At 63.9% G+C, this 19,520-nt stretch carries 18 protein-coding genes; 7 read left to right on the forward strand and 11 right to left on the reverse strand.

Annotation, left to right across the window (positions count from 1 at the left end):
• Nucleotides 1-77 precede the first annotated feature (77 nt).
• Nucleotides 78-2,009, forward strand: coding sequence for a potassium transporter Kup (locus PF049_07015; GenBank protein ID WBY15372.1), 1,932 nt, complete (start codon nucleotides 78-80; stop codon nucleotides 2,007-2,009).
• 251 nt (nucleotides 2,010-2,260) lie between these two features.
• Here the strand turns inward: PF049_07015 and PF049_07020 are convergent, their stop codons facing one another.
• The 5 genes from PF049_07020 to PF049_07040 are packed head-to-tail and all read right to left on the reverse strand — an operon-like array spanning nucleotide 2,261 to nucleotide 7,609.
• A complete protein-coding gene (locus tag PF049_07020) occupies nucleotides 2,261-2,914 on the reverse strand; it encodes a septation protein IspZ (protein ID WBY15373.1) in 654 nt (217 codons plus the stop codon).
• The gene (ftsY, locus tag PF049_07025; protein ID WBY15374.1) at nucleotides 2,914-3,846 is read right to left on the reverse strand and encodes a signal recognition particle-docking protein FtsY; all 933 of its coding nucleotides are present in this window, start codon (nucleotides 3,844-3,846) and stop codon (nucleotides 2,914-2,916) included. Before ftsY ends, PF049_07020 begins: the two co-directional genes overlap by 1 nt.
• Nucleotides 3,843-5,042 (reverse strand): MiaB/RimO family radical SAM methylthiotransferase, encoded by a 1,200-nt coding sequence (locus tag PF049_07030; GenBank protein ID WBY15375.1) that lies wholly within the window; start codon nucleotides 5,040-5,042, stop codon nucleotides 3,843-3,845. Before PF049_07030 ends, ftsY begins: the two co-directional genes overlap by 4 nt.
• Nucleotides 5,039-5,860: a diaminopimelate epimerase gene (gene dapF, locus PF049_07035; protein WBY15376.1), complete on the reverse strand. Its 822-nt coding sequence runs from the start codon at nucleotides 5,858-5,860 to the stop codon at nucleotides 5,039-5,041. Before dapF ends, PF049_07030 begins: the two co-directional genes overlap by 4 nt.
• A 51-nt stretch (nucleotides 5,861-5,911) precedes the next feature.
• Nucleotides 5,912-7,609, reverse strand: a complete 1,698-nt coding sequence (locus PF049_07040) for an EAL domain-containing protein (protein WBY15377.1) — start codon at nucleotides 7,607-7,609, stop codon at nucleotides 5,912-5,914.
• Nucleotides 7,610-7,734: 125 nt separating this feature from the next.
• Between PF049_07040 and PF049_07045 the strand changes: the two genes are divergently transcribed.
• On the forward strand, nucleotides 7,735-8,145 hold the full coding sequence (locus PF049_07045) for an EVE domain-containing protein (GenBank protein ID WBY15378.1): 411 nt from the start codon (nucleotides 7,735-7,737) through the stop codon (nucleotides 8,143-8,145).
• A 45-nt stretch (nucleotides 8,146-8,190) separates the two neighbouring features.
• Here PF049_07045 and PF049_07050 read toward each other — a convergent pair whose 3' ends face one another.
• Nucleotides 8,191-9,882, reverse strand: a complete 1,692-nt coding sequence (locus PF049_07050) for a thiamine pyrophosphate-binding protein (GenBank protein WBY15379.1) — start codon at nucleotides 9,880-9,882, stop codon at nucleotides 8,191-8,193.
• Between the two features lie 161 nt (nucleotides 9,883-10,043).
• Between PF049_07050 and PF049_07055 the strand changes: the two genes are divergently transcribed.
• The gene (locus PF049_07055) at nucleotides 10,044-10,247 is read left to right on the forward strand and encodes a hypothetical protein (GenBank protein ID WBY15380.1); all 204 of its coding nucleotides are present in this window, start codon (nucleotides 10,044-10,046) and stop codon (nucleotides 10,245-10,247) included.
• Between the two features lie 51 nt (nucleotides 10,248-10,298).
• On the opposite strand, the gene PF049_07060 is transcribed toward PF049_07055, so the two are convergent.
• Nucleotides 10,299-11,624 carry an MFS transporter gene (locus tag PF049_07060; protein WBY15381.1) on the reverse strand — a complete coding sequence of 442 codons (1,326 nt, stop codon included), beginning with the start codon at nucleotides 11,622-11,624 and terminating at the stop codon, nucleotides 10,299-10,301.
• A 139-nt stretch (nucleotides 11,625-11,763) separates the two neighbouring features.
• Between PF049_07060 and pgsA the strand changes: the two genes are divergently transcribed.
• Nucleotides 11,764-12,330 carry a CDP-diacylglycerol--glycerol-3-phosphate 3-phosphatidyltransferase gene (pgsA, locus tag PF049_07065; GenBank protein ID WBY15382.1) on the forward strand — a complete coding sequence of 189 codons (567 nt, stop codon included), beginning with the start codon at nucleotides 11,764-11,766 and terminating at the stop codon, nucleotides 12,328-12,330.
• A 21-nt stretch (nucleotides 12,331-12,351) separates the two neighbouring features.
• Here pgsA and PF049_07070 read toward each other — a convergent pair whose 3' ends face one another.
• The 3 genes from PF049_07070 to rnd form a co-directional block, all read right to left on the reverse strand.
• Nucleotides 12,352-12,714: a PilZ domain-containing protein gene (locus PF049_07070; protein ID WBY15383.1), complete on the reverse strand. Its 363-nt coding sequence runs from the start codon at nucleotides 12,712-12,714 to the stop codon at nucleotides 12,352-12,354.
• A gap of 115 nt (nucleotides 12,715-12,829) precedes the next feature.
• The gene (locus PF049_07075) at nucleotides 12,830-13,726 is read right to left on the reverse strand and encodes a LysR substrate-binding domain-containing protein (GenBank protein WBY15384.1); all 897 of its coding nucleotides are present in this window, start codon (nucleotides 13,724-13,726) and stop codon (nucleotides 12,830-12,832) included.
• Nucleotides 13,727-13,734: 8 nt separating this feature from the next.
• Complete coding sequence (rnd, locus tag PF049_07080; GenBank protein WBY15385.1) at nucleotides 13,735-14,958, reverse strand: ribonuclease D; 1,224 nt, start codon at nucleotides 14,956-14,958, stop codon at nucleotides 13,735-13,737.
• A 190-nt stretch (nucleotides 14,959-15,148) separates the two neighbouring features.
• On the opposite strand from rnd, the gene aspS reads away from it, so the two are divergent.
• Nucleotides 15,149-17,143: an aspartate--tRNA ligase gene (aspS, locus tag PF049_07085; GenBank protein ID WBY15386.1), complete on the forward strand. Its 1,995-nt coding sequence runs from the start codon at nucleotides 15,149-15,151 to the stop codon at nucleotides 17,141-17,143.
• A 56-nt stretch (nucleotides 17,144-17,199) separates the two neighbouring features.
• Here aspS and PF049_07090 read toward each other — a convergent pair whose 3' ends face one another.
• Nucleotides 17,200-17,631 carry a PA2169 family four-helix-bundle protein gene (locus tag PF049_07090; protein WBY15387.1) on the reverse strand — a complete coding sequence of 144 codons (432 nt, stop codon included), beginning with the start codon at nucleotides 17,629-17,631 and terminating at the stop codon, nucleotides 17,200-17,202.
• Between the two features lie 236 nt (nucleotides 17,632-17,867).
• Here PF049_07090 and PF049_07095 point away from each other — a divergent pair, with 236 nt between their 5' ends.
• Entirely contained in the window at nucleotides 17,868-18,104 is a 237-nt protein-coding gene (locus tag PF049_07095) for an acyl carrier protein (protein ID WBY15388.1), read from the forward strand.
• Between the two features lie 153 nt (nucleotides 18,105-18,257).
• Entirely contained in the window at nucleotides 18,258-19,517 is a 1,260-nt protein-coding gene (gene fabF, locus PF049_07100; protein ID WBY15389.1) for a beta-ketoacyl-ACP synthase II, read from the forward strand.
• The last annotated feature ends 3 nt before the right edge of the window (nucleotides 19,518-19,520 follow it).

The raw sequence follows: 19,520 nt of genomic DNA on the forward strand, positions 1-19,520 counted from the left end.
TGCTCTGCCCACGGCGCCGCCATGAAAGCCCCGCCAGCAGATGCACGAACGGGTCAGCAACAGGATGTCCCCGACGCATGAGCGACAGCGTACCAACAGCAATCGATCGCGCACCCCCCGGCGGGGCAGTCGGCGGGCATAGCGCCAAGAAAGGCGCGCTGGCCGTCGGCGCGATCGGCATCGTCTTCGGCGATATCGGCACCAGTCCGCTCTACGCCTTCCGCGAGACCTTTGCGGGCACGGCCAATATCGCCATCGATCGCCTGCACGTGCTGGGCGTGGTCAGCCTGATCTTCTGGTCGATGCTGCTGGTCGTCGCGATCCAGTACGTCACCATCCTGATGCGAGCCGACAACAAGGGGCAGGGCGGCAGTCTGGCCCTCGTCGCACTGCTCAGCCGCCATATCGGCAAGTCGTCCTATGGCTGGCTGGTCGTGCTGCTCGGCGTTTTTGCGACCAGCCTGTTCTATGGCGACAGCATGATTACGCCCGCCATTTCCGTCCTTTCGGCGGTGGAGGGCCTGACCGTGGTGGACGAGGGGCTGGAGCGCTTCGTCATTCCCATCGCGCTGGTCCTGCTGATTTTCCTGTTCATGCTGCAACGCCGCGGCACGGCCAAGGTGGGCGCGCTGTTCGCCCCCGTGATGATCGTCTATTTCATCACCATTGCGGGCCTTGGCCTCAACCAGATTGTCCAGAACCCCGACATCCTGTGGGCGCTGAACCCCTATTACGCGGTGCAGTTCTTCGTGACCGATGGCGTGGTCGCCTTCCTCGCGCTGGGCGCGGTGGTGCTGGCGGTGACGGGGTCGGAGGCGCTCTATTCCGACATGGGGCATTTCGGCCGCGGTCCGATGCGCTTGAGCTGGTTCGGCTTCGTCATGCCGTGCCTGCTGCTCAATTATTTCGGGCAGGGCGCGATGATTGCGGGCCTGCCGCCCGAGGCCGCCGCCGAAGTCGTGCGCAACCCCTTCTTCCTGCTGGCGAGCGAGGAATGGCGTCTGCCGCTGGTGATTCTGGCGACGGTGGCAACCTTCATTGCCAGCCAGGCCGTGATCAGCGGCGCGTTCAGTATCACGCACCAGGCAATGCAGCTGGGCTTCATCCCGCGCCTCTCGATCCGCCATACGAGCGAGACCGAGGCGGGACAGATCTACATTCCCGTCGTCAACTGGGCGCTGATGGTGGCCGTCATCATCCTGGTGCTGACGTTCCAGAACTCGTCCAGCCTCGCCAGTGCATACGGCATCGCCGTGACGGGCGCTGTCACGATCGACACCCTCCTGATGGGCGTGCTGTTCGTGGGCGTATGGAAATGGAAGTGGTGGTATGCGCTCCCGGTCGTGTTGCTGTTCCTGATCGTGGACGGCGCCTATTTCGCGGCGAACCTCGTGAAAATACCCGATGGCGGCTGGTTCCCGCTGATCGTCGGTGTGGTGGCCTTCACGTTGCTCACGACCTGGGCGCGGGGCCGCAACATTATGCGCGAGCGGATGACCGAGGTTGCGCTGCCGATCGAGATCTTCGCAAAGAGCGCGAAGAATTCCGCCACCCGCGTTCCCGGCACGGCCATCTTCATGGCATCGAGCACGGCGGGCGTTCCCTCTGCGCTGCTGCACAATATCAAGCACAACAAGGTGCTGCACGAGCGGGTGGTCATCCTGACCGTGCAGATTGCCGACATCCCGTACGTCGATCCCGCGAAACGCTGCGAGTATCACGATCTGGGCGACGGGTTCTTCCGGTCCGTGCTGCATTACGGCTTCATGGAGGCGACCGACGTTCCCACGGGGCTGAAGACGATGCAGCAATGCGGGGGCGAGTTCGACATGATGCAAACCAGCTTCTTCCTCAGTCGCCAGACCCTGCTGCCGAGCGACAATCCCGCCATGCCGATCTGGCGCGAGAAGATCTTTGCCTGGATGCTGCGCAATTCGGCGACGGCGATGGAATTCTTCAACCTGCCGACCAACCGCGTGGTGGAATTGGGCAGCCAGGTGCGAATCTGACGCTTCCCGGTTCGGCGCAACGGGTTGGAATCGGTTGACGAAGTTGACAGTGGCTTGATCGTCGCTGCCGGGTTGTTCCAATTCAGGTCAGATGTTTGCGCCGGGAATCGAAGTTGACACTTCTCTCGGGACGGGCGCGAAAAAACCGTCTGCGCCGAGGCAAGCGCTGGCGTCTGGCGGATCACCGGTATTCAGGCTGGGAAAGAGCGGGGACAGCCTGCTACCAGACCCGCTTCCCTGTAGGACAGCCTTTATCCGCCGGTGGGCGGGTCTTCCTCTATCACCTCATCCGTCGCGTCCGGGTCGAGGCCGTGCTTCAGCAGCATCGGGATCTGGGTGAAGGTGAACAGGAAGGTCAGCGGCAGGAACACCCACAGCTTCGCCGCCAGCCATCCGCCGAAATCGAGATACCAGCGCAGGAATTCGTTGAGCCCGGCCAGAGCGAGGAAGAACACGCCCCAGTTCCGGCTCAGTTTCAGCCAGCCTTCGTCGGTCAGTCCTTCGAACGCCGCTTCCAGCAGGATCTTCAGCAGCGCCTTGCTGCGCCATGCGCCGACCAGAAGGGCGACGCCGAAGGCGAGGTAAATGATTGTCGGCTTCAGCTGCACGAACAGCGGGTCGCCGAAAAACACGGTCAGCGCACCGAACCCGACGATCAGCGCGGTCGAGAACCACAGCATCGGGGACACGCGGCCCAGCCGCCATTTGGATACACCCAGCGCCACCAGCGATGCAGCCATGAACACCAGCGTGCCGCGTATGACCGCGCCGACTTCGGCCACCGGCTCCGGCTCTTCCGGCGCGAAATAGCGATAGGTCAGGAAAAACAGCAGCAGCGGCCCGTAATCGGTCACGATGCTCAGCCAGCCGGAACCCGGCTTCTTCACGTTCTCTGTATCGCGCATCAGGCCACCCCTGCAATCACGCGCGCTACCAGGTCCGGGTCGAAGGGGCGCAGGTCGTCGATCGTCTCGCCAACACCGATGGCGTGGATCGGCAGGCCGTATTGTTCTGCCGCCGCGACCAGCACGCCGCCGCGCGCCGTTCCGTCCAGCTTGGTCATGATGAGGCCGGTCACGCCTGCCACTTCCTTGAAAACGTCGATCTGCGACAATGCGTTCTGGCCATTGGTCGCATCCAGCACCAGCAGAACGTCGTGCGGCGCTTCGGGATTGAGACGGCCGAGGACCTTTCGGATCTTCGCCAGCTCGTCCATCAGTTCGCGCTTGTTCTGCAGCCGGCCGGCGGTGTCGACCACCAGCGCGTCGATGCCGGTTTCGGTCGCCTGTTTCACGCCGTCGAACACGATGCTGGCCGGATCGCCGCCTTCGGGGCCGCGTATGATCGGCACGCCCACGCGGTCCGCCCATGTGGCCAGCTGGCCGATGGCAGCTGCGCGGAAGGTATCGCCCGCCGCCAGCATGACGCTGTAATCGTCCTCCGTCAGCCAGTGCGCCAGCTTGGCGATGGTGGTGGTCTTGCCCGATCCGTTGACCCCGATCACCAGGATGACCTGCGGGCGGGGGAAGGCGGTGATTTCCAGCGGTTTTGCCACGGGGCGCAGGATGGCGGCAATTTCCTCTGCCACCGCTTCCTTCAGCTCGCGCTCGGTAATCTCGAGGCCGAAACGCCGCTCGCGCAGCTTGTCCTTGATGCGGGCGGCGGCGGACGGGCCGAGATCGGAGACGATCAGCGCGTCCTCCACCTCGTCCAGCGTCGCCTCGTCCAGCCTGGAACTGGGCGTTATGGCGGTGGCAGCGGAGAGGTTGTCTCCCAGCCGTTCCGAAGTCTTGCGGAAACCGCCCAGCAGGCGGTCGGTCCAGCTCGTCTCGCTCACAGGAGAAGGCCCTTTTCGAGTGTCGTCGGTGTGATGGTCAGGATCTGCCCGGCCGCCGTTCCAGCGGGCAGGTCGACCCGCGCGAAGGACGGGCCGTAGCCCGTGCCGTCGCGTTCGGCGAGGACTTCCTGCGGGCTGCCTATCAGGCTCTCCAGCCAGTCCTGCCGCACGCGGGACGTCTCGGCGCGCAAGTCGGCGGCGCGCTGCTTTATGACGGCGCGGTTCAGCTGCGGCATCCGCGCTGCCGGCGTGCCCGGGCGGGGCGAATAGGGGAAGATGTGGCCGTGCACGATGCCGAGCTCTTCGATGATGGAGAGGTTGGCCGCATGATGCGCCTCGCTCTCGGTCGGGAAGCCGGCGATGAGGTCCGCCCCGATGGAGATGGCGGGCCGCGCTGCATTCAGCCGCGTCACGAGGTCCACGGCATCGGCGCGGCTGTGGCGGCGTTTCATGCGTTTCAGGATCAGGTCGTGGCCATGCTGCAGCGACAAATGGAGATGCGGCATCACGCGCGCCTCGCCCGTGATCAGGTCGAACAGGAGGGGATCGATCTCGATCCCGTCGACGGAAGACAGGCGCAGGCGCGGCAAGGCGGGGAAGGCGCGCAGGACCCGATCGACCAGCACGCCGAGGCCGGGGCTGCCGGGCAGGTCCTGGCCCCATGAGGTGAGGTCCACGCCCGTCAGCACCACTTCGGGTGCGCCCTGTTCCAGATGGCGTTCGACTACGAGCAGCACCTCGTCCACGCTGAGCGAGCGGCTGGTCCCGCGGCCCTGCGGGATGACGCAGAACGTGCAGGCGTGATCGCAACCGTTCTGGACGCCGATGAAGGCGCGGGTGCGGGCCGGGACGACCGGCGCAGCCTTGATCGGCGCGTTCCAGCTGCGCGGGTCCAGCTTGGCCGTGTTGGCGACCAGGCCGTCGACTTCCGGCATGGAGGCCAGTTCCTCGCGCTCGATATCGGCGGCGCATCCGGTGACCAGCAGGCGGGCGTCCGGATTAGCGCGGCGGGCGCGGCGGATGGCCTGCCGGGTCTGGCGCACGGCCTCGCTGGTGACGGCGCAGCTATTGATGACGACCACGTCCTCGCCCGCCAGCATGGCAGCGATCCGCTCGCTTTCGGAGATGTTGAGGCGGCAACCGAGCGAGATGACCTCGGCCGGTTTTTTCAAGGCGGGTTCGGTAGGCGCAGTCACGCGAAATCGTCCCATTCGAAACTGCCGCGGAAGGATTCCTGCGCAGGCCCGGTCATGATGATCCGGTCATCCTCGCGCCATTCGATCTGCAATGTGCCGCCGGGCAGTTCGACCGTGCTGCTCCGGCCCGTCAGGCCGCGCCTGGCTGCCGCAACCGCCGTGGCGCAGGCGCCTGTGCCACACGCACGGGTCAGCCCCGCGCCGCGTTCCCAGACGCGCAGTTTCAGCGCGTTCTCGCCCACCACGCTGGCGACATTGACGTTGACGCGTTCGGGGAAAAGCTCGTCCTGCTCGATCACCGGACCCAGCCGGGCAAGGTCCACGCCGTCCACGTCCTCGACGAAGAAGATGGCGTGCGGGTTGCCGACATTGACGGCGGCCGGGTTCGCCAGGTCTTCCCACGCGGTCGGCATGGAGGCGGTATCGACCGGATAGGCCAGCGGAATTGCGTCCCACCCGAAGCGCGGTATGCCCATGTCGACGCTGGCGCCGCCATCGGACGGCACGACTTCGATCACGGTGTTCGCGGTCTCGACCCGGGCAGGCCTGCCGTGAAGCAGGGCGACCGCGCGCGATGCATTGCCGCAGGCCTCCACCTCGCTGCCGTCATGATTGAAGATGCGCATCCGGAAATCGGCTTGCGATGCGGCGTTCCCCGAAGGCTCCAGCAGGATGAGCTGGTCGCAGCCGATACCGGTATTCCGGTCGGCAAGGGCGCTGGCGATGGCGGGCGTCATGCCGGGCAGCGCGGTTTCCTGCGCGTCGAGCATCACGAAGTCGTTGCCGAGCCCGTGCATCTTGGTGAAAGCGATGCGCATAGCGGCCCTGCATCTATGGGCGGGGGCGCGCAAGGTAAAGGCCGTGCGGGACTATCCGGCGAGGGATGGGCGCTGCTGCGCTGCGTCACCGGTCTGCGATCGGGCAGGGGCAGGGCCGGTGCGGCTGAGCGCGAGCAGCCTGCGTTCTACGGACGCGGCGGGTTCGGGATAGCCGAACAGGAAGCCCTGGCCCGTCCTGATGCCGATGGATTGCAGGGCGCTGAGAATTTCCTCGCTCTCGATCCCCTCGGCCACGATCGGCATGTCCAGCCCTTCGCCCAGCGTGGCGATCGCAGCGACGATTTTCGTGCTGCTGCCGTTTTCGGCGACGTCGGACACGAAGCTGCGATCGATCTTGATCCGGTCGAAGGGAAGCGAGCGGAGCTGCGCCAGGCTGGAATATCCGGTCCCGAAATCGTCCAGACTGATCCGCACGCCCTGATTCTTGAGGCTGGTGATCATCGAGCGGACGACACCGATATTTTCGTGCAGGCAGCTTTCCGTAACCTCGATATCGAGCCGCGACGGGGGGAAACCGCTTTCCATCAGCAGCTTGAGTATTTTCTGCGAGAACCACGGATCGCGCAGCTGGACGGGCGAGATGTTGATCGACAGCGTCAGCTGCGAATCCCATTCGCGCGCATCCTCGAATGCCTGCTCGATCAGCGATTCCGACAAGGCCGCGATAACGCCGATATCCTCGGCAATGGGGATGAAAACCTCGGGGCTGACAAGGCCATGTTCCGGCGATTTCCAGCGCGCCAGCATCTCGAAACCGGAAATCTCGCCGGTCGCGAGATCGATCTGCTGTTCGTAATAGGGAACGAATTCGCCGCGGCCGATGCCTTCGCGGATGCCGCGTTCCAGTTCGCTGCGGAAACGCAGCTCGTTCTCCATCGGCGCCTCGAACCAGAAGAAGCGGTTCTTGCCGCGCTTCTTCGCCTCGTACATCGCGATATCGGCCTTGTGGATCAGAGCCTGCGCGTCGTGCGGCGATTGCGCCTTCGTGGATTCGTCGCGGTCGGAAGCGATGCCGACCGACATGGTAATCTCCGTCTCGCCATTAGGCAGGGCGAAGGGTTCCGCGATGCTTTCGATGATGCGCGTCACCAGCTGGTCGATCCGGTTCGGGACCATGCGGTCATAGGAGACCACGATGGCAAATTCGTCGCCGCCCAGCCGGGCGAGCAGCGCCTCCGCCGGCAGAAGGGTCCGGATCCGGTCGGCCGCCTCGCGCAGGACGAGGTCGCCTGCCAGGTGCCCGTGTATGTCGTTGACCTGCTTGAAATTGTCGAGGTCGATCATGACGAAGGCCACGCTGCGACCATTGCGGTTGGCCAGCCCTGCCAGCTGGTCGGTGGCGGGCGCGATGCTGCGGCGGTTGAGGCAGCCCGTCAGCGGATCGATGTCCGCCAGTTCGCGGGCCCGGCGCTCGGCCTTGCGCCGCTCCGCGACCTCGCGTGTCAGGTCGCGGTGACGCCGCATGATGAAGATGATGAGAGCGATATTGAGCAGCAGGGTCGACACGGTCAGAGGGTCGATCGGCCGCGTGGGCATGCCAGCGATCTGCCGGGATACATACATCATCAGCTGGCCGCCGGTACCGACGAACATGATGACGGCCGCCGCCGCAATTCCCAGCGGCACGAAATCGCGCTTCGCCGCGCTCAGGAACGGCCGGCGCTGCCTTGCTTCGGTATCGCGGTCGGTCGTGTACTCATCCACCATGTGAGCATACTCGTGTCTCATGACCCGTGCGCTAGGGCACTATGCTGAAATTCGTGTTAATTTTCGCGTTTGACCTTTGGCCGGGGCCTCCGCATTGCAGGGGCCGACATATCCCGCAACCAAACCGAACCCGCGAGAGGACCGCAATGGCCCGTTACTGGCTGATGAAATCCGAACCCTTCAAGTACAGCTGGGACGATCTCGTCGCAGAGAAGGAAGGCACGTGGGACGGCGTGCGCAACCACCGCGCGAAGAACAACCTTGCCGCAATGGAAGTGGGCGACCAGGCGTTCTTCTACCATTCGCGCGAAGGGCTGGAGATCGTCGGAATCTGCGAGGTCAGCGTGGCGGGGATCACCGATCCGACGGACGAAACCGGCAAATGGGCAGCGGTGAAGGTCGTGCCCAAGACGAAGCTGCCACATCCCGTCAGCCTGAAACAGATCAAGGCTGAACCCCAGCTTGCGGATTGCGAGCTGGTGCGCCTTTCGCGGCTGTCGGTGGCGGAAATCAAGGAAGACGAGTGGTCCGTCATCATGAGCATGGCCGGCGTCTGAGCCGATCCATGTGCTAACGGTGCGGGGGGCTCTTGTCCCCCGGCCTCAGGCGCCGCGCAGTCCGCTGACCGTCGCCCCGCTGGCGGCAAGCTGTTCGACATCGATCACGCAGTGGATCAGGCGAATGCCGCTGCGACCCTCTGCCGCAACCAGCGCGTCGCGGAATTGCTGCGTGGTTTCTGCCCGCGCGCTCCAGCCGCCGAACGATGCGGCAAAGGCTGCAAAATCGGGATTGGCGAGGCGGGTCGCGGAAACCCGGCCGGGAAATTCGCGCTCCTGGTGCATGCGGATCGTGCCGTATGCGCCATTATCGACCACGACGACGATCAGGTTTGCGTCATGCTGCGCGGCGGTTGCCAATTCCTGCCCGTTCATCAGGAAATCGCCGTCGCCTGCAACGGCCACCACGGTGCGATCAGGGTAGCGCAGCGACGCTGCGACCGCGGCTGGAACCCCGTATCCCATCGCCCCGCAAGTGGGAGCCAGCTGGGACGGAAATCCGGCATAGCGCCAGTATCGGTGCCACCACCCGGCGAAATTGCCCGCACCGTTGCACACGATCGTATCGGCGGGCAGCGTGTCGCGCATGAAGGTGACACAGGTCGGCAGGTCGAGCGGGAAGGGGCTGTCCGTGTCTTCGGCGGCAGGCGTTGCCGTCGCCCATTCCTGCCATTCCGCATGTGCGGCTGCCCCGGCATCGAAATCCAGCACGTCGCCATCGTCCCATAACGCGGCGCTTTCCGCGAATTCGGCCATGTCGGCACAGATGGCGAGATCGGCGCGATAGACGCGGCCCAGTTCCTCCGGATCGGGGTGGACGTGGACCAGCTGCTGGCCCGGATGATCGGGCGTCAGCACGGTGTATCCGTCGGTGGTCGCTTCTCCCAGCCGCGCACCGACCGCGATGACCAGGTCGGCGTTCTTCACCCGCTCCACCAGTTTGGGATTGGGACCGTAGCCCAGGCTGCCGGCATAAACGCGGGAGGCGGGACTGATCGCATCCTGCCGGCGAAACGCGGTGGCGACCGGCAGGCCGACACGCTCTGCAAAGAGCTGGAAATGCTCCCGGGCCTTGGCGTTCCAGCCAGCGCCGCCAATGATGGCGACCGGGCTGGCAGCGTCGCCGATCATCGCCATCAGCGCCTGCATGGCATCGGGGCAGGGGGCCTGTGCGGGGCGGGAGACGGCGGGGCGCGGTGCAGCCTGCGTGGTATCGGACAGCATGTCTTCCGGCAAAGCGAGGACGACCGGGCCGGGCCGACCGGACATGGCAACCGAGTAGGCGCGGGCGACGAATTCGGGAATGCGGTCGGCGCTGTCGATGCGCGCCGCCCATTTGCAGACGGGTCCGAAGAATGCGGGGAAATCGATTTCCTGGAACCCCTCGCGTTCGCGCATATCGCGTGCGACATCGCCGACGAACAGGATCATCGGCTGCGAATCCTGGTGTGCGACATGAACGCCGATGCTGGCATTGGTCGCCCCCGGACCGCGCGTCACGAAGGCGACGCCCGGTCTGCCGGACCCGGCGGCGTTCATGGCCCCGTCGGCGCAGGCCATGAAGGCAACGCCGCCCTCCTGCCGGCAAGTGACCACATCGATCCCGCTCTGCCCTTCCAGTCCGTCCAGCACTTGCAGGAAGCTTTCACCGGGTACGGTGAAGATGCGGTCGCACCCCTGTTCCTTCAGGCAGTCGACCAGCAGGCGGGCGGCATCGGGCGTCGTCGTTTCTCTCATGTCCGCTGACTAGCCGCGGCGACCCATGGCGGCAATCGTATACGGCCCGTCACGGCGGTGGAAAACCTCCCGCGGCAGGTGAAGGCACAGGGTTAATGTCCCGCCATGCGACACCGGCGATGGCGGGGGAGCGGAATGGTTAGCAAAACGTTAACCCCTCCATGATGACACGCAGCAGACGCTTTCTCGTCCTGACCGACGAATCCGCCCGCCACCCGTTCCGGGCCATGCTTCCCCCGCACGCGCTGGTGGATGCGCCGCCGGTCCAGTTGCGATCGAAATTCATTCCCACGCGCGACGACATTCGCGGGTTTGCCAGCACCTATTTCGCGGCTCTGGCCTTCATGCTGGTCTTCATCGCCTGAAGCAGGAGCGCGTGGCTGCGGGAAACCCAGGTGCGGGATGGGGACGTCTGCCTATTCCGCACGGTGGAGGCGCATCCCAAGCCAGGCGGACACCAGGCACATGGCCGCGCTCAGCAGGACCTGCTCGGCAATCGGGACGCCTGCCGCGGTCAGTCCCATGGCGAGCAGCGAACCGCCCACCATCGCGCCGGAATTGACGATGTTGTTCGCCGCGATCGTTCGCGCCGCCTGGTCGGTCGAAACGCGCGTCGTCAGGAAGGCGTAGAGCGGCACCACGAACATCCCGCCCGCGATGGAAATCCCCAGCAGGCAGAGCAGCAGAACGGTGGCCATGGGCCACGAGATGAAGGCCGCCACGTCCAGCAATTGCGTCGGCTGGTCCGCCTGCCACAGCTTGCACACGACGTAGAACGCCACCACGAACAGCGCCATGACCAGTACGGATGCAGGCGCAAAACGGGCGGACACCGTGCCTTTCAGCAATTTGTTCACCGCGACCGAACCGATGGCAACGCCTACGGAAAAAACCACCAGAAACACGCTGGCGACTTCCTTGCTCGCCATGATGACGTTCTTCGCCAGAGGCGGGAACTGGATGAACAGCACTGCCCCGATGGTCCAGAAGAAGCTGATGGCGATGATGGCGTAATAGACCTGCCTGTCGTCCATCGTCTTGCGGATCAGGCGGGCGGAGGCGCGCAGGATGTGCCAGTCCAGTTTCTCGACCGCGCCCAACGGCGGGGCGGCGGGAACTTGCCGCGCGGAGATGTACCCCAGGATGGACACCCCGATTATGCCGGCCGCAGCGTATTCGACCGGGATCCATCCGGCCAGGATCGTCCCGGCGAGAATCGCGACATAGGTCCCTGCCTCGACCAGACCCGTCCCGGCGAGCACTTCTTCCTTGCGCAAGTGCTGCGGCAGGATCGCGTATTTGATCGGCCCCAGGAATGTCGACTGCACGCCGGTCAGGAACAGGGCGAACAGCATCAGGATGATGGGGAAGCTGGTGTCGATCGTCATGAAACCCAGCGGGATGGAGACCGGCATGACATAGCCGCGCCATGCCAGATACAGGCCGCTCGCCCCGATCAGCATCAGGCCGATCTCGCACAGTTTCACGATGCGGATGATGCGCGCCTTGTCCCGCATGTCGGCCAGTTGCCCGGCCAGCGCCGACAAGATGAAAAAAGGCAGGATGAACAGGCCCGACGCTACCGCGCTGAACAATCCTTCCGCCTCTTCGGAATTATAGACCTGGTACACCACGAACAGGACCATCGCGGTCTTGTACAGGTTGTCGTTGAACGCATTGAAAAGCTGCGTGACGAAGAGCGGCAGGAACCGGCGGCGGCCCAGAAGTTTGGCAGTCGTCAAGAAATGTCCCCGATCGCGGGCGCGGAATTTCTTGCCGCATACCCAGGTAGCGCTTCTTCTAGCTGCAAGCGGGGTGCGGACAAGGGCGAACAGGTTCTTTTGCGCAGCCGCCCGTTGGGCTAGGGGAGCTCGATACGCCATGCTGACCCTTCCCAACTTACTCACCCTGTCGCGCATCTTCGCCGTGCCGCTGCTAGCTTTCCTGCTGTGGTGGCCGGGCTGGACGGCGGGCTATGCGATGGGGTTCGTGCTGTACGGCATCATCGCGCTGACCGATTATCTCGACGGCTATCTCGCACGGGCGCAGGGCGCGGTATCGAAACTGGGCATTTTCCTCGATCCGATCGCGGACAAGATCATGGTCGCCGCCGTCATACTGGTGCTGACGGCGCAGGGGTTCCTGCGCGGCCCGGTCGTCGGGGATTTCCACGTCATTGCGGGGCTGATCATTCTGGTGCGGGAGATCGCGGTGTCGGGCCTGCGCGAATTTCTCGCCGGGCTGCAGGTCTCCGTGCCGGTCACGCGGCTGGCGAAGTGGAAAACGACGCTGCAATTGCTGGCGCTGGGCGCTTTGATAGCAGGGGGCGCGGTGCCGGAATATCAGTGGGTGCACCTGACGGGGCTCGCCGCGCTGTGGGGGGCAGCCATCCTGACGCTGGTGACGGGCTGGGATTACCTGCGCGTCGGCCTCAAGCACATGGATTGAGCGAGGCGCGGACGGTTCGCGTCAGCGCATCGTCCCTGCGGCCCGGTGCAGATTGCCGACCAGCGGGATGCCGAAGCGGTCGCGCGGGTCGTGCTGGTCGAAATCTTCCCCTGCCAGTGCATAGCCGAGCGCTTCGACGGCAGCGGTGTGCAGCGGTACGTCGAACTTGATCCCGGCGTTCTTCTCGATCCGCCAGACGACATGTCCCGTCATCGGAACCGTGTCGCTGATGTCGAGATCGACACGGCTGCCTTCCTCGATCCGGTCGAAACATTCGATCATGCAGCCGCCGCTGGAGAGGTTGTAGAGCGTCACGTAGCGGCGTTCGCCATCCACGCGGCACGCGATTTCCTTGTCCATGGACAGGCGGTTGTAAGAGCGCATTCGTGGTTCCTTCGCGACACGGCCATTAAAATCCCGGGGCCATAGGGAGTACTGCTATTCCGGATTTGCGAATATTTCGTGAATCAGGAAAACCGGATAATAAAACGAGAGATTTCTATCCGGCGCGCAGTTCTTCTGCCAGCAGGTGGAATTCCTCCGCCCGCGGACTGTTCTTGCGCCAGATGAGCGCGATGTCGCGCGTGTCGTTACTTGTCGTCAGCGGCCGGGCGACGACATCGGTCCCCTCGAGGATCCCGGCATCGAGCGCCATCTGCGGCAACATCGTCCAGCCGAGCCCGTTGTCGACCATCTGGACCAGCGTATGCAGGCTGGTGCCGATCATGGCCGCATTGCCTTTCAGCCCGGGGCGGTTGCAGGCCGCCAGCGCATGGTCGCGCAGGCAATGCCCGTCTTCCAGCATCAGCAAGCGGCCTTCGTCGATGGCAGAGGGGCGGATCGTGTCCGGCGGGTCGCGCGGATCGTCTTTCGGCATCGCGATCAGCAGGCGGTCTTCTGCAATGATCTCGCTCTCGCTGTCGCCGATCGGGAAGGGCAGGGCCAGCAGCACGCAGTCGACGCGTCCGTGCTGCAGCGATTCCACCGCATCCGCACTGGTTTCCTCGCGCAGGAACAGGTTGAGTTCCGGGCGCTCGGTCCGCAGGCGCGGCAGGATCTTGGGCAGCAGGAACGGCGCGATCGTGGGGATCACGCTCATCCGCAGTGTTCCGGCAAGGGGCTTGCCCGCGGCCTGCACAAGGTCGGACAATTCCTCCGCCTCGCGCAGCAGGCGATGCGCCTTTTCCACCACCTGGTTGCCCAGCGGCGTGAACCGCACGACCCGGCGCGTGCGTTCGACCAGCACCGTATCCAGCAGCGATTCCAGTTCGCGGATGCCGGCCGACAGCGTCGATTGCGAAACGAAGCTCGCCTCCGCCGCGCGGCCGAAATGCCCGTGTTCGTGCAGCGCGACCAGATATTGCAGCTGCTTGATGGTGGGAAGGTAGGTGCTCACCCTGGACGTTATCCGGCTGCCTGGGGCGCTGCATCGTCGGCAGCGCTTTCGGCCATGTCGCCCGCCATCGCGTCGACATCGGTCATGTGCAGCTTGCCCTTGCGAACGGCGAAGGCGGTCTTGCCCTCGACCAGAGCCAGCGCGTCCTTACCGAACACTTCGTATCGCCAACCTTCCAGGATCGGCAGGTCGCGAACACCCGCCGCCAGCGCCTCCATCTCGTTCGATTTCGTGAGCAGGCGCGAGGCGATGTCGATTTCCCGGCTGCGGATCTTCAGCAGCAGCTTGAGGAGGTCGGCGACCAGTGCGCCTTCCTTGCCCAGCGGGGCGCCGCGCTTCTGTTTTTCGGGCAGTTCCGACTTCGGCATCGGCTCGGCATTTTCCAGCACCTTCATCAGGCGCTTGCCGATATCGTTGTCCTTCCACGCATTCGACAGGCCCCGCACCTTTGCCAGGTCGGCCTGTTTCTTGGGCGGATGCGCGGCGACATCGGCCAGCGTCTCGTCACGCATGATGCGTCCGCGCGGGAGGTTCTTGTGCTTCGCCTCGCCCTCGCGCCATGCGGCCAGCGCCTTCAGGCGACCCAGCACCTGCGGATTGCGGCCCTGCGACTTGATCCGGCGCCAGGCGACGCTCTCGTCATTCTCGTAATTGGCCGGATCGGCGAGCTTTTCCATTTCCGCATTCAGCCAGCCGCCTCGCCCGGTCTTGATCAGCTTCTTCAGGATCATCGGGAAGATCTGCGCCAGGTAGGTCACGTCGCCGATGGCATATTCGATCTGCCGGTCGGTCAGGGGGCGGCGGCTCCAGTCGGTGAAGCGCGCGCCCTTGTCGATCGTCTTGCCCAGCCAACTTTCGACGAGGTTCGCATATCCGATCTGTTCCGACTGGCTGATCGCCATCATCGCGATCTGCGTGTCGAAGATGGGGTGGGGCGTCTTGCCGGTGAAATTGTAGACGATCTCCACATCCTGTCCCCCGGCGTGGAAGATTTTCAGCACGTCCTCGTTATCGGTCAGCAGGTCCCACAGCGGAGCCAGGTCGATACCGTCGGCCAGCGGGTCGATGGCGGCGGCCTCTTCCTCGTTGCCGATCTGGACCAGGCACAGTTCCGGCCAGTAGGTGTTCTCGCGCATGAATTCGGTGTCGACGCACACGAATTCGCCTTCGCCGAGGCGGTCGCACAGGTCTGCCAGTCGGTCGGTGGTGGTAATCAGGTCGTGGATTTTCATACGTCTTTCTTTTCTTTCACATGGGCGGAGTACCGCCCTCGCGAGAGTGCCGATATGCCAGGGTAATCTTGACAAACCGGCACGCATCGCCTGTTAGCGCGCGCGTCCGGGACGGCGTTATGCTACGGCCGTTCCATGCGCACTCGCAGCGCCACTAGCCTTATCCCGAGAGAATGGAAGCCGGTAAACCATGCACGCCTATCGTTCCCACAATTGCGCCCAGCTGACAAAAGCGAATGTCGGCGACACCGTCCGCCTGTCGGGCTGGGTGCATAACAAGCGCGATCACGGCGGCGTCCTGTTCGTCGACCTGCGCGATCACTACGGCATCACGCAGATCGTGGCGGACGAGGACAGCGAGGCGCTGCCCATCCTCGACCGGCTGAAACTGGAAAGCGTCATCACCATCGATGGCGAGGTGAAGGCGCGCGACGATGCGGCGGTGAACCCGAACCTGCCGACCGGCGAGATCGAGGTTTTCGCCCGCTCCGTGGAAATCCAGAGCCGCGCGGAAGAATTGCCGCTGATTGTGAACTCGGCCGAGGATTATCCCGAGGACATCCGCCTGAAATACCGCTTCGTCGACCTGCGGCGCGAGCGTGTGCACGACAACATCGTCCTGCGCAGCCAGGTAATCTCCTCGCTGCGCCGCCGGATGCAGGACCAGGGTTTCTTCGAATACCAGACGCCGATCCTGGCCGCGTCCAGCCCGGAGGGCGCGCGCGACTACATCGTGCCCAGCCGCCTGCATCCCGGCACGTTCTACGCGCTTCCACAGGCCCCGCAGATGTTCAAGCAGCTGCTGATGGTCGCCGGTTTCGATCGCTATTTCCAGATCGCGCCGTGCTTCCGCGACGAAGACCTGCGCGCCGACCGCAGCCCCGAATTCTACCAACTCGATTTCGAGATGAGCTTCGTGACGCAGGAAGACGTCTTCCAGGCGATCGAGCCGGTGCTGGCCGGCGTGTTCGAGGAATTCGCGGACGGCAAGAGCGTGACGCCCGCCGGCGAGTTCCCGCGCATCCCCTATGCCGAAGCGATGCTGAAATACGGCAGCGACAAGCCGGACTTGCGCAATCCGATTGAGATTGCAGATGTTAGCGACTTCTTTGGTAACTCCGGTTTCAATCTATTTGATAGCATCGTTTCGTCAGGAGGCGTGGTTCGAGGAATCCTGGCCCCGAACGTGAAAGAGAAGAGCCGAAAATTCTTTACCGATCAGGATGCTTGGGCAAAGTCTCAAGGCTACGGCGGGCTCGGCTATGCAAATCCGCCTGCACCTGACCCGCAAATGATGAAGTATATTCGCGTCGAGAACGGACAGGTGAAGATTGCTGACGATTGTCCGGCTGGCACACAAGACGAGATCGAGCGCATCTTTGACAAAAAGCCTGACGAAGGTGTTGCATTTCTCAAGGGACCGATCGCCAAGCATCTCACATTGCGTCAGCAAGCTGAAATACTTTGGCGGTGCGGAGGTAGACCTGGTGACGGGCTGTTCTTCGCAGCCGGCAAGGAAAAGGACGCCGCCAAGCTGGCAGGGGCCGCGCGCACCCGCGTTGCCGAAGAGCTCGGCCTGATCGAGGAAGGCTGCTTCAAGTTTTGCTGGATCGTCGATTTCCCGATGTTCGAATATGACGAGGAGCAGAAGAAGGTCGATTTCAGCCACAACCCGTTCTCCATGCCGCAGGGCGAGATGGAAGCGCTGGAAACGAAGGACCCGCTCGACATCCTCGCATGGCAGTACGACATCGTCTGCAACGGCTATGAATTGTCCTCGGGCGCGATCCGGAACCACAAGCCGGAAATCATGTACAAGGCGTTCGAGATCGCCGGGTATTCGCAGGAGGAAGTCGACGCGAACTTCTCCGGCATGATCGAGGCTTTCAAGCTGGGCGCGCCTCCGCATGGTGGTTCTGCCCCCGGCATCGACCGTATCGTCATGCTGTTGGCGGACGAGCCCAATATCCGTGAAGTGATTGCCTTCCCGCTCAACCAGAAGGCGCAGGACCTCATGATGGGCGCGCCGAGCGTAGTCGCTCCGAACCAGTTGCGCGACGTGCACATCCAGTTGGCCCCCAAGGCGCGCGAGGCGATGGAAGAGGCTTCCAAGGCCGAAAAAATCGACATGAATTCCAATGCCACCGAACGCGACCAGTCGCCGGACGGCAACAAAGAAACCTGATACGAAAAGGGCGCGGATCCTTCCGCGCCCTTTTTACTGTCTAGGCGATCGAGCGATCAGTCGTGTTGCTTCTCGATCATGTCGCCAAACCTTTCGCCTTCGCACACCTCGTTAAAGCACTTCTGCACCACCTGGCGCTCGGCCGGTTCGAGATCGTCGCTTTCCAGCGCGCTTTCGAACTTGCCCTTGAGGTAGTCCTCGCCTTCCTCGACACGTTCCGCCGCAGCTTCGTCGCCGCTTTCGAACATATCGGTGATGCTGGCCCACATCTGGTGCGCTTCGCCGGTCATCGTGGCCTTGGTCACCAGTTCCTCGCCCTGCTGCTGCAATTGTGCATTCATGTTGGCGAGGGTCTGTTCGCGCTGCTGGCCGCGCTGTCCCAGTGCCTGTTTCAGCTGGGCGCTGTCGGCCTTCTCTGCCGCCTTGCGGTAGCCTTCGACCGAATCGAAGGTGGTGTCGACGAGGCTTTTGAAAGTCGTGCTGCTCATTGGTAGTCTCCTGTATTCTCTCAACAATCTACCAATGCGCAGAAGGCCATCCGGGTCCCGGACGTTCACTCCGACTGGCGCAATTTGCGGACGGCCTGGCGCAGCTATCGCTCCGGCGCGGGATGCGTCGGCGATCGAGGGCAGGGGGCGGGGCGCAACGGGCACTTGCGCAGCCCTGCCGCGTTCATTAGGGCGACAGCTAACCGATTAACTCCCCAAAGAGAGGGTCTGATTTCATGAGTGATACCCCCGAACGCGTCCAGAAGATCGTTGTCGAGCACCTCGGTGTCGAAGCCGACAAGGTCACGCAGGAAGCAAGCTTCATCGACGATCTTGGCGCCGACAGCCTCGACATCGTCGAACTGGTGATGGCTTTCGAAGAAGAATTCGGCGTGGAAATCCCCGACGACGCAGCCGAGAAGATCACCACCGTGGGCGATGCCACGAAGTACATCGAAGAGCACAAGGGCTGATCTGGCGGCCGCCTGCCCCGGTAGACGGCCCCATATCCCTTACCCCGCGCCACGAAGCGAGGGTTGCGTCAGGCTCGACCCGGAAGCGGGCCGGGCCTGCCGTGTTTTTGAAGAGCCCGCACGTGCGACGGTTTGTTTGACGGAGAATATGTGATGCGGCGTGTCGTCGTTACCGGACTTGGCCTTGTCACCCCGCTGGGCGGGGACGTGGATACCACCTGGAAGAACCTGATCGCGGGCGAGAGCGGGGCTGGCCCCATCACCCGCTTCGATCCGGCCGACCAGAAGTGCAAGATCGCCTGCGAGGTAAAGCCGGCGGGCCATCCCTGGGGCTTCGACCCGAACAAGCGCGTCGACCATAAGATCCAGCGGCAGGTCGATCCCTTTATCGTCTACGGCATCGATGCCGCCGGACAGGCGCTGGAAGATGCCGGCCTGACCGACATGAGCGAGGAAGAAAAGCGCCGTACGGGCTGCTCCATCGGGTCCGGCATTGGCGGCCTGCCGGGGATCGAGAAGGAATCGATTGTCCTGCACGAACGCGGGCCGGGACGCGTCTCGCCGCACTTCGTCCACGGGCGCCTGATCAATCTGGTCACCGGACAGGTGCAGATCCAGCACGGCTTCATGGGGCCGAACCACGCGGTCGTGACGGCCTGCTCGACCGGCGCGCATTCCATCGGCGATGCCGCGCGCATGATCCGCGACGACGATGCCGACGTGATGCTGGCTGGCGGCGCGGAAAGCACCGTCAACCCGCTGGGCATTGCAGGCTTCGCCCAGGCACGCGCGCTCAACATGAGCATGAACGACCGCCCGGCAGAGGCCAGTCGCCCCTATGACAAGGACCGCGACGGCTTCGTCATGGGCGAAGGCGCGGGCGTCGTCGTGCTCGAGGAATACGAGCGCGCCAAAGCTCGCGGTGCGACCATTTACGGCGAAGTCGTGGGCTATGGCCTGTCGGGCGATGCCTATCACGTCACCGCTCCGCATCCCGATGGCCTCGGCGCGCAGCTGGCGATGGAAATGGCACTGCGCAAGGCCGGCATGGACGGCAGCGAGATCGACTACGTCAACGCCCACGGCACCAGCACCATGGCCGACACGATCGAACTGGCCGCGGTAAAGCGCGTGCTGGGCGACGATTTGGGCGGTGCCAGCATGAGCAGCACCAAGTCCTCCATCGGCCACTTGCTGGGCGGTGCGGGCGCTGTGGAGGCGATCTTCTGCCTGCTCGCCATGCGCGATGGCATTGTTCCCCCGACGCTGAACCTGCACAACCCCGACGAAGGGACGGAGGGCGTCGACCTGGTCCCGCTGAAGGCGAAGGAGCGCGAGGTTCGCGCCGTGCTGAACAACAGCTTCGGCTTCGGCGGCACCAATGCCTCGCTCGTCATGCGGAAGGCCGACTGACCC

This window comes from Erythrobacteraceae bacterium WH01K (assembly GCA_027941995.1).
Classification (GTDB): Bacteria; Pseudomonadota; Alphaproteobacteria; order Sphingomonadales; family Sphingomonadaceae; genus CAJXSN01.

Bases quoted from the DNA above. Each gene is read 5' to 3' on its own strand.
- PF049_07015 (WBY15372.1), top strand. From the start codon at position 78: ATGAGCGACAGCGTACCAACAGCAATCGATCGCGCACCCCCCGGCGGG.
- PF049_07020 (WBY15373.1), bottom strand. From the start codon at position 2,914: ATGCGCGATACAGAGAACGTGAAGAAGCCGGGTTCCGGCTGGCTGAGC.
- dapF (WBY15376.1), bottom strand. From the start codon at position 5,860: ATGCGCATCGCTTTCACCAAGATGCACGGGCTCGGCAACGACTTCGTG.
- PF049_07040 (WBY15377.1), bottom strand. From the start codon at position 7,609: ATGAGACACGAGTATGCTCACATGGTGGATGAGTACACGACCGACCGC.
- PF049_07045 (WBY15378.1), top strand. From the start codon at position 7,735: ATGGCCCGTTACTGGCTGATGAAATCCGAACCCTTCAAGTACAGCTGG.
- PF049_07050 (WBY15379.1), bottom strand. From the start codon at position 9,882: ATGAGAGAAACGACGACGCCCGATGCCGCCCGCCTGCTGGTCGACTGC.
- PF049_07055 (WBY15380.1), top strand. From the start codon at position 10,044: ATGATGACACGCAGCAGACGCTTTCTCGTCCTGACCGACGAATCCGCC.
- pgsA (WBY15382.1), top strand. From the start codon at position 11,764: ATGCTGACCCTTCCCAACTTACTCACCCTGTCGCGCATCTTCGCCGTG.
- PF049_07070 (WBY15383.1), bottom strand. From the start codon at position 12,714: ATGCGCTCTTACAACCGCCTGTCCATGGACAAGGAAATCGCGTGCCGC.
- rnd (WBY15385.1), bottom strand. From the start codon at position 14,958: ATGAAAATCCACGACCTGATTACCACCACCGACCGACTGGCAGACCTG.
- aspS (WBY15386.1), top strand. From the start codon at position 15,149: ATGCACGCCTATCGTTCCCACAATTGCGCCCAGCTGACAAAAGCGAAT.
- PF049_07090 (WBY15387.1), bottom strand. From the start codon at position 17,631: ATGAGCAGCACGACTTTCAAAAGCCTCGTCGACACCACCTTCGATTCG.
- PF049_07095 (WBY15388.1), top strand. From the start codon at position 17,868: ATGAGTGATACCCCCGAACGCGTCCAGAAGATCGTTGTCGAGCACCTC.
- fabF (WBY15389.1), top strand. From the start codon at position 18,258: ATGCGGCGTGTCGTCGTTACCGGACTTGGCCTTGTCACCCCGCTGGGC.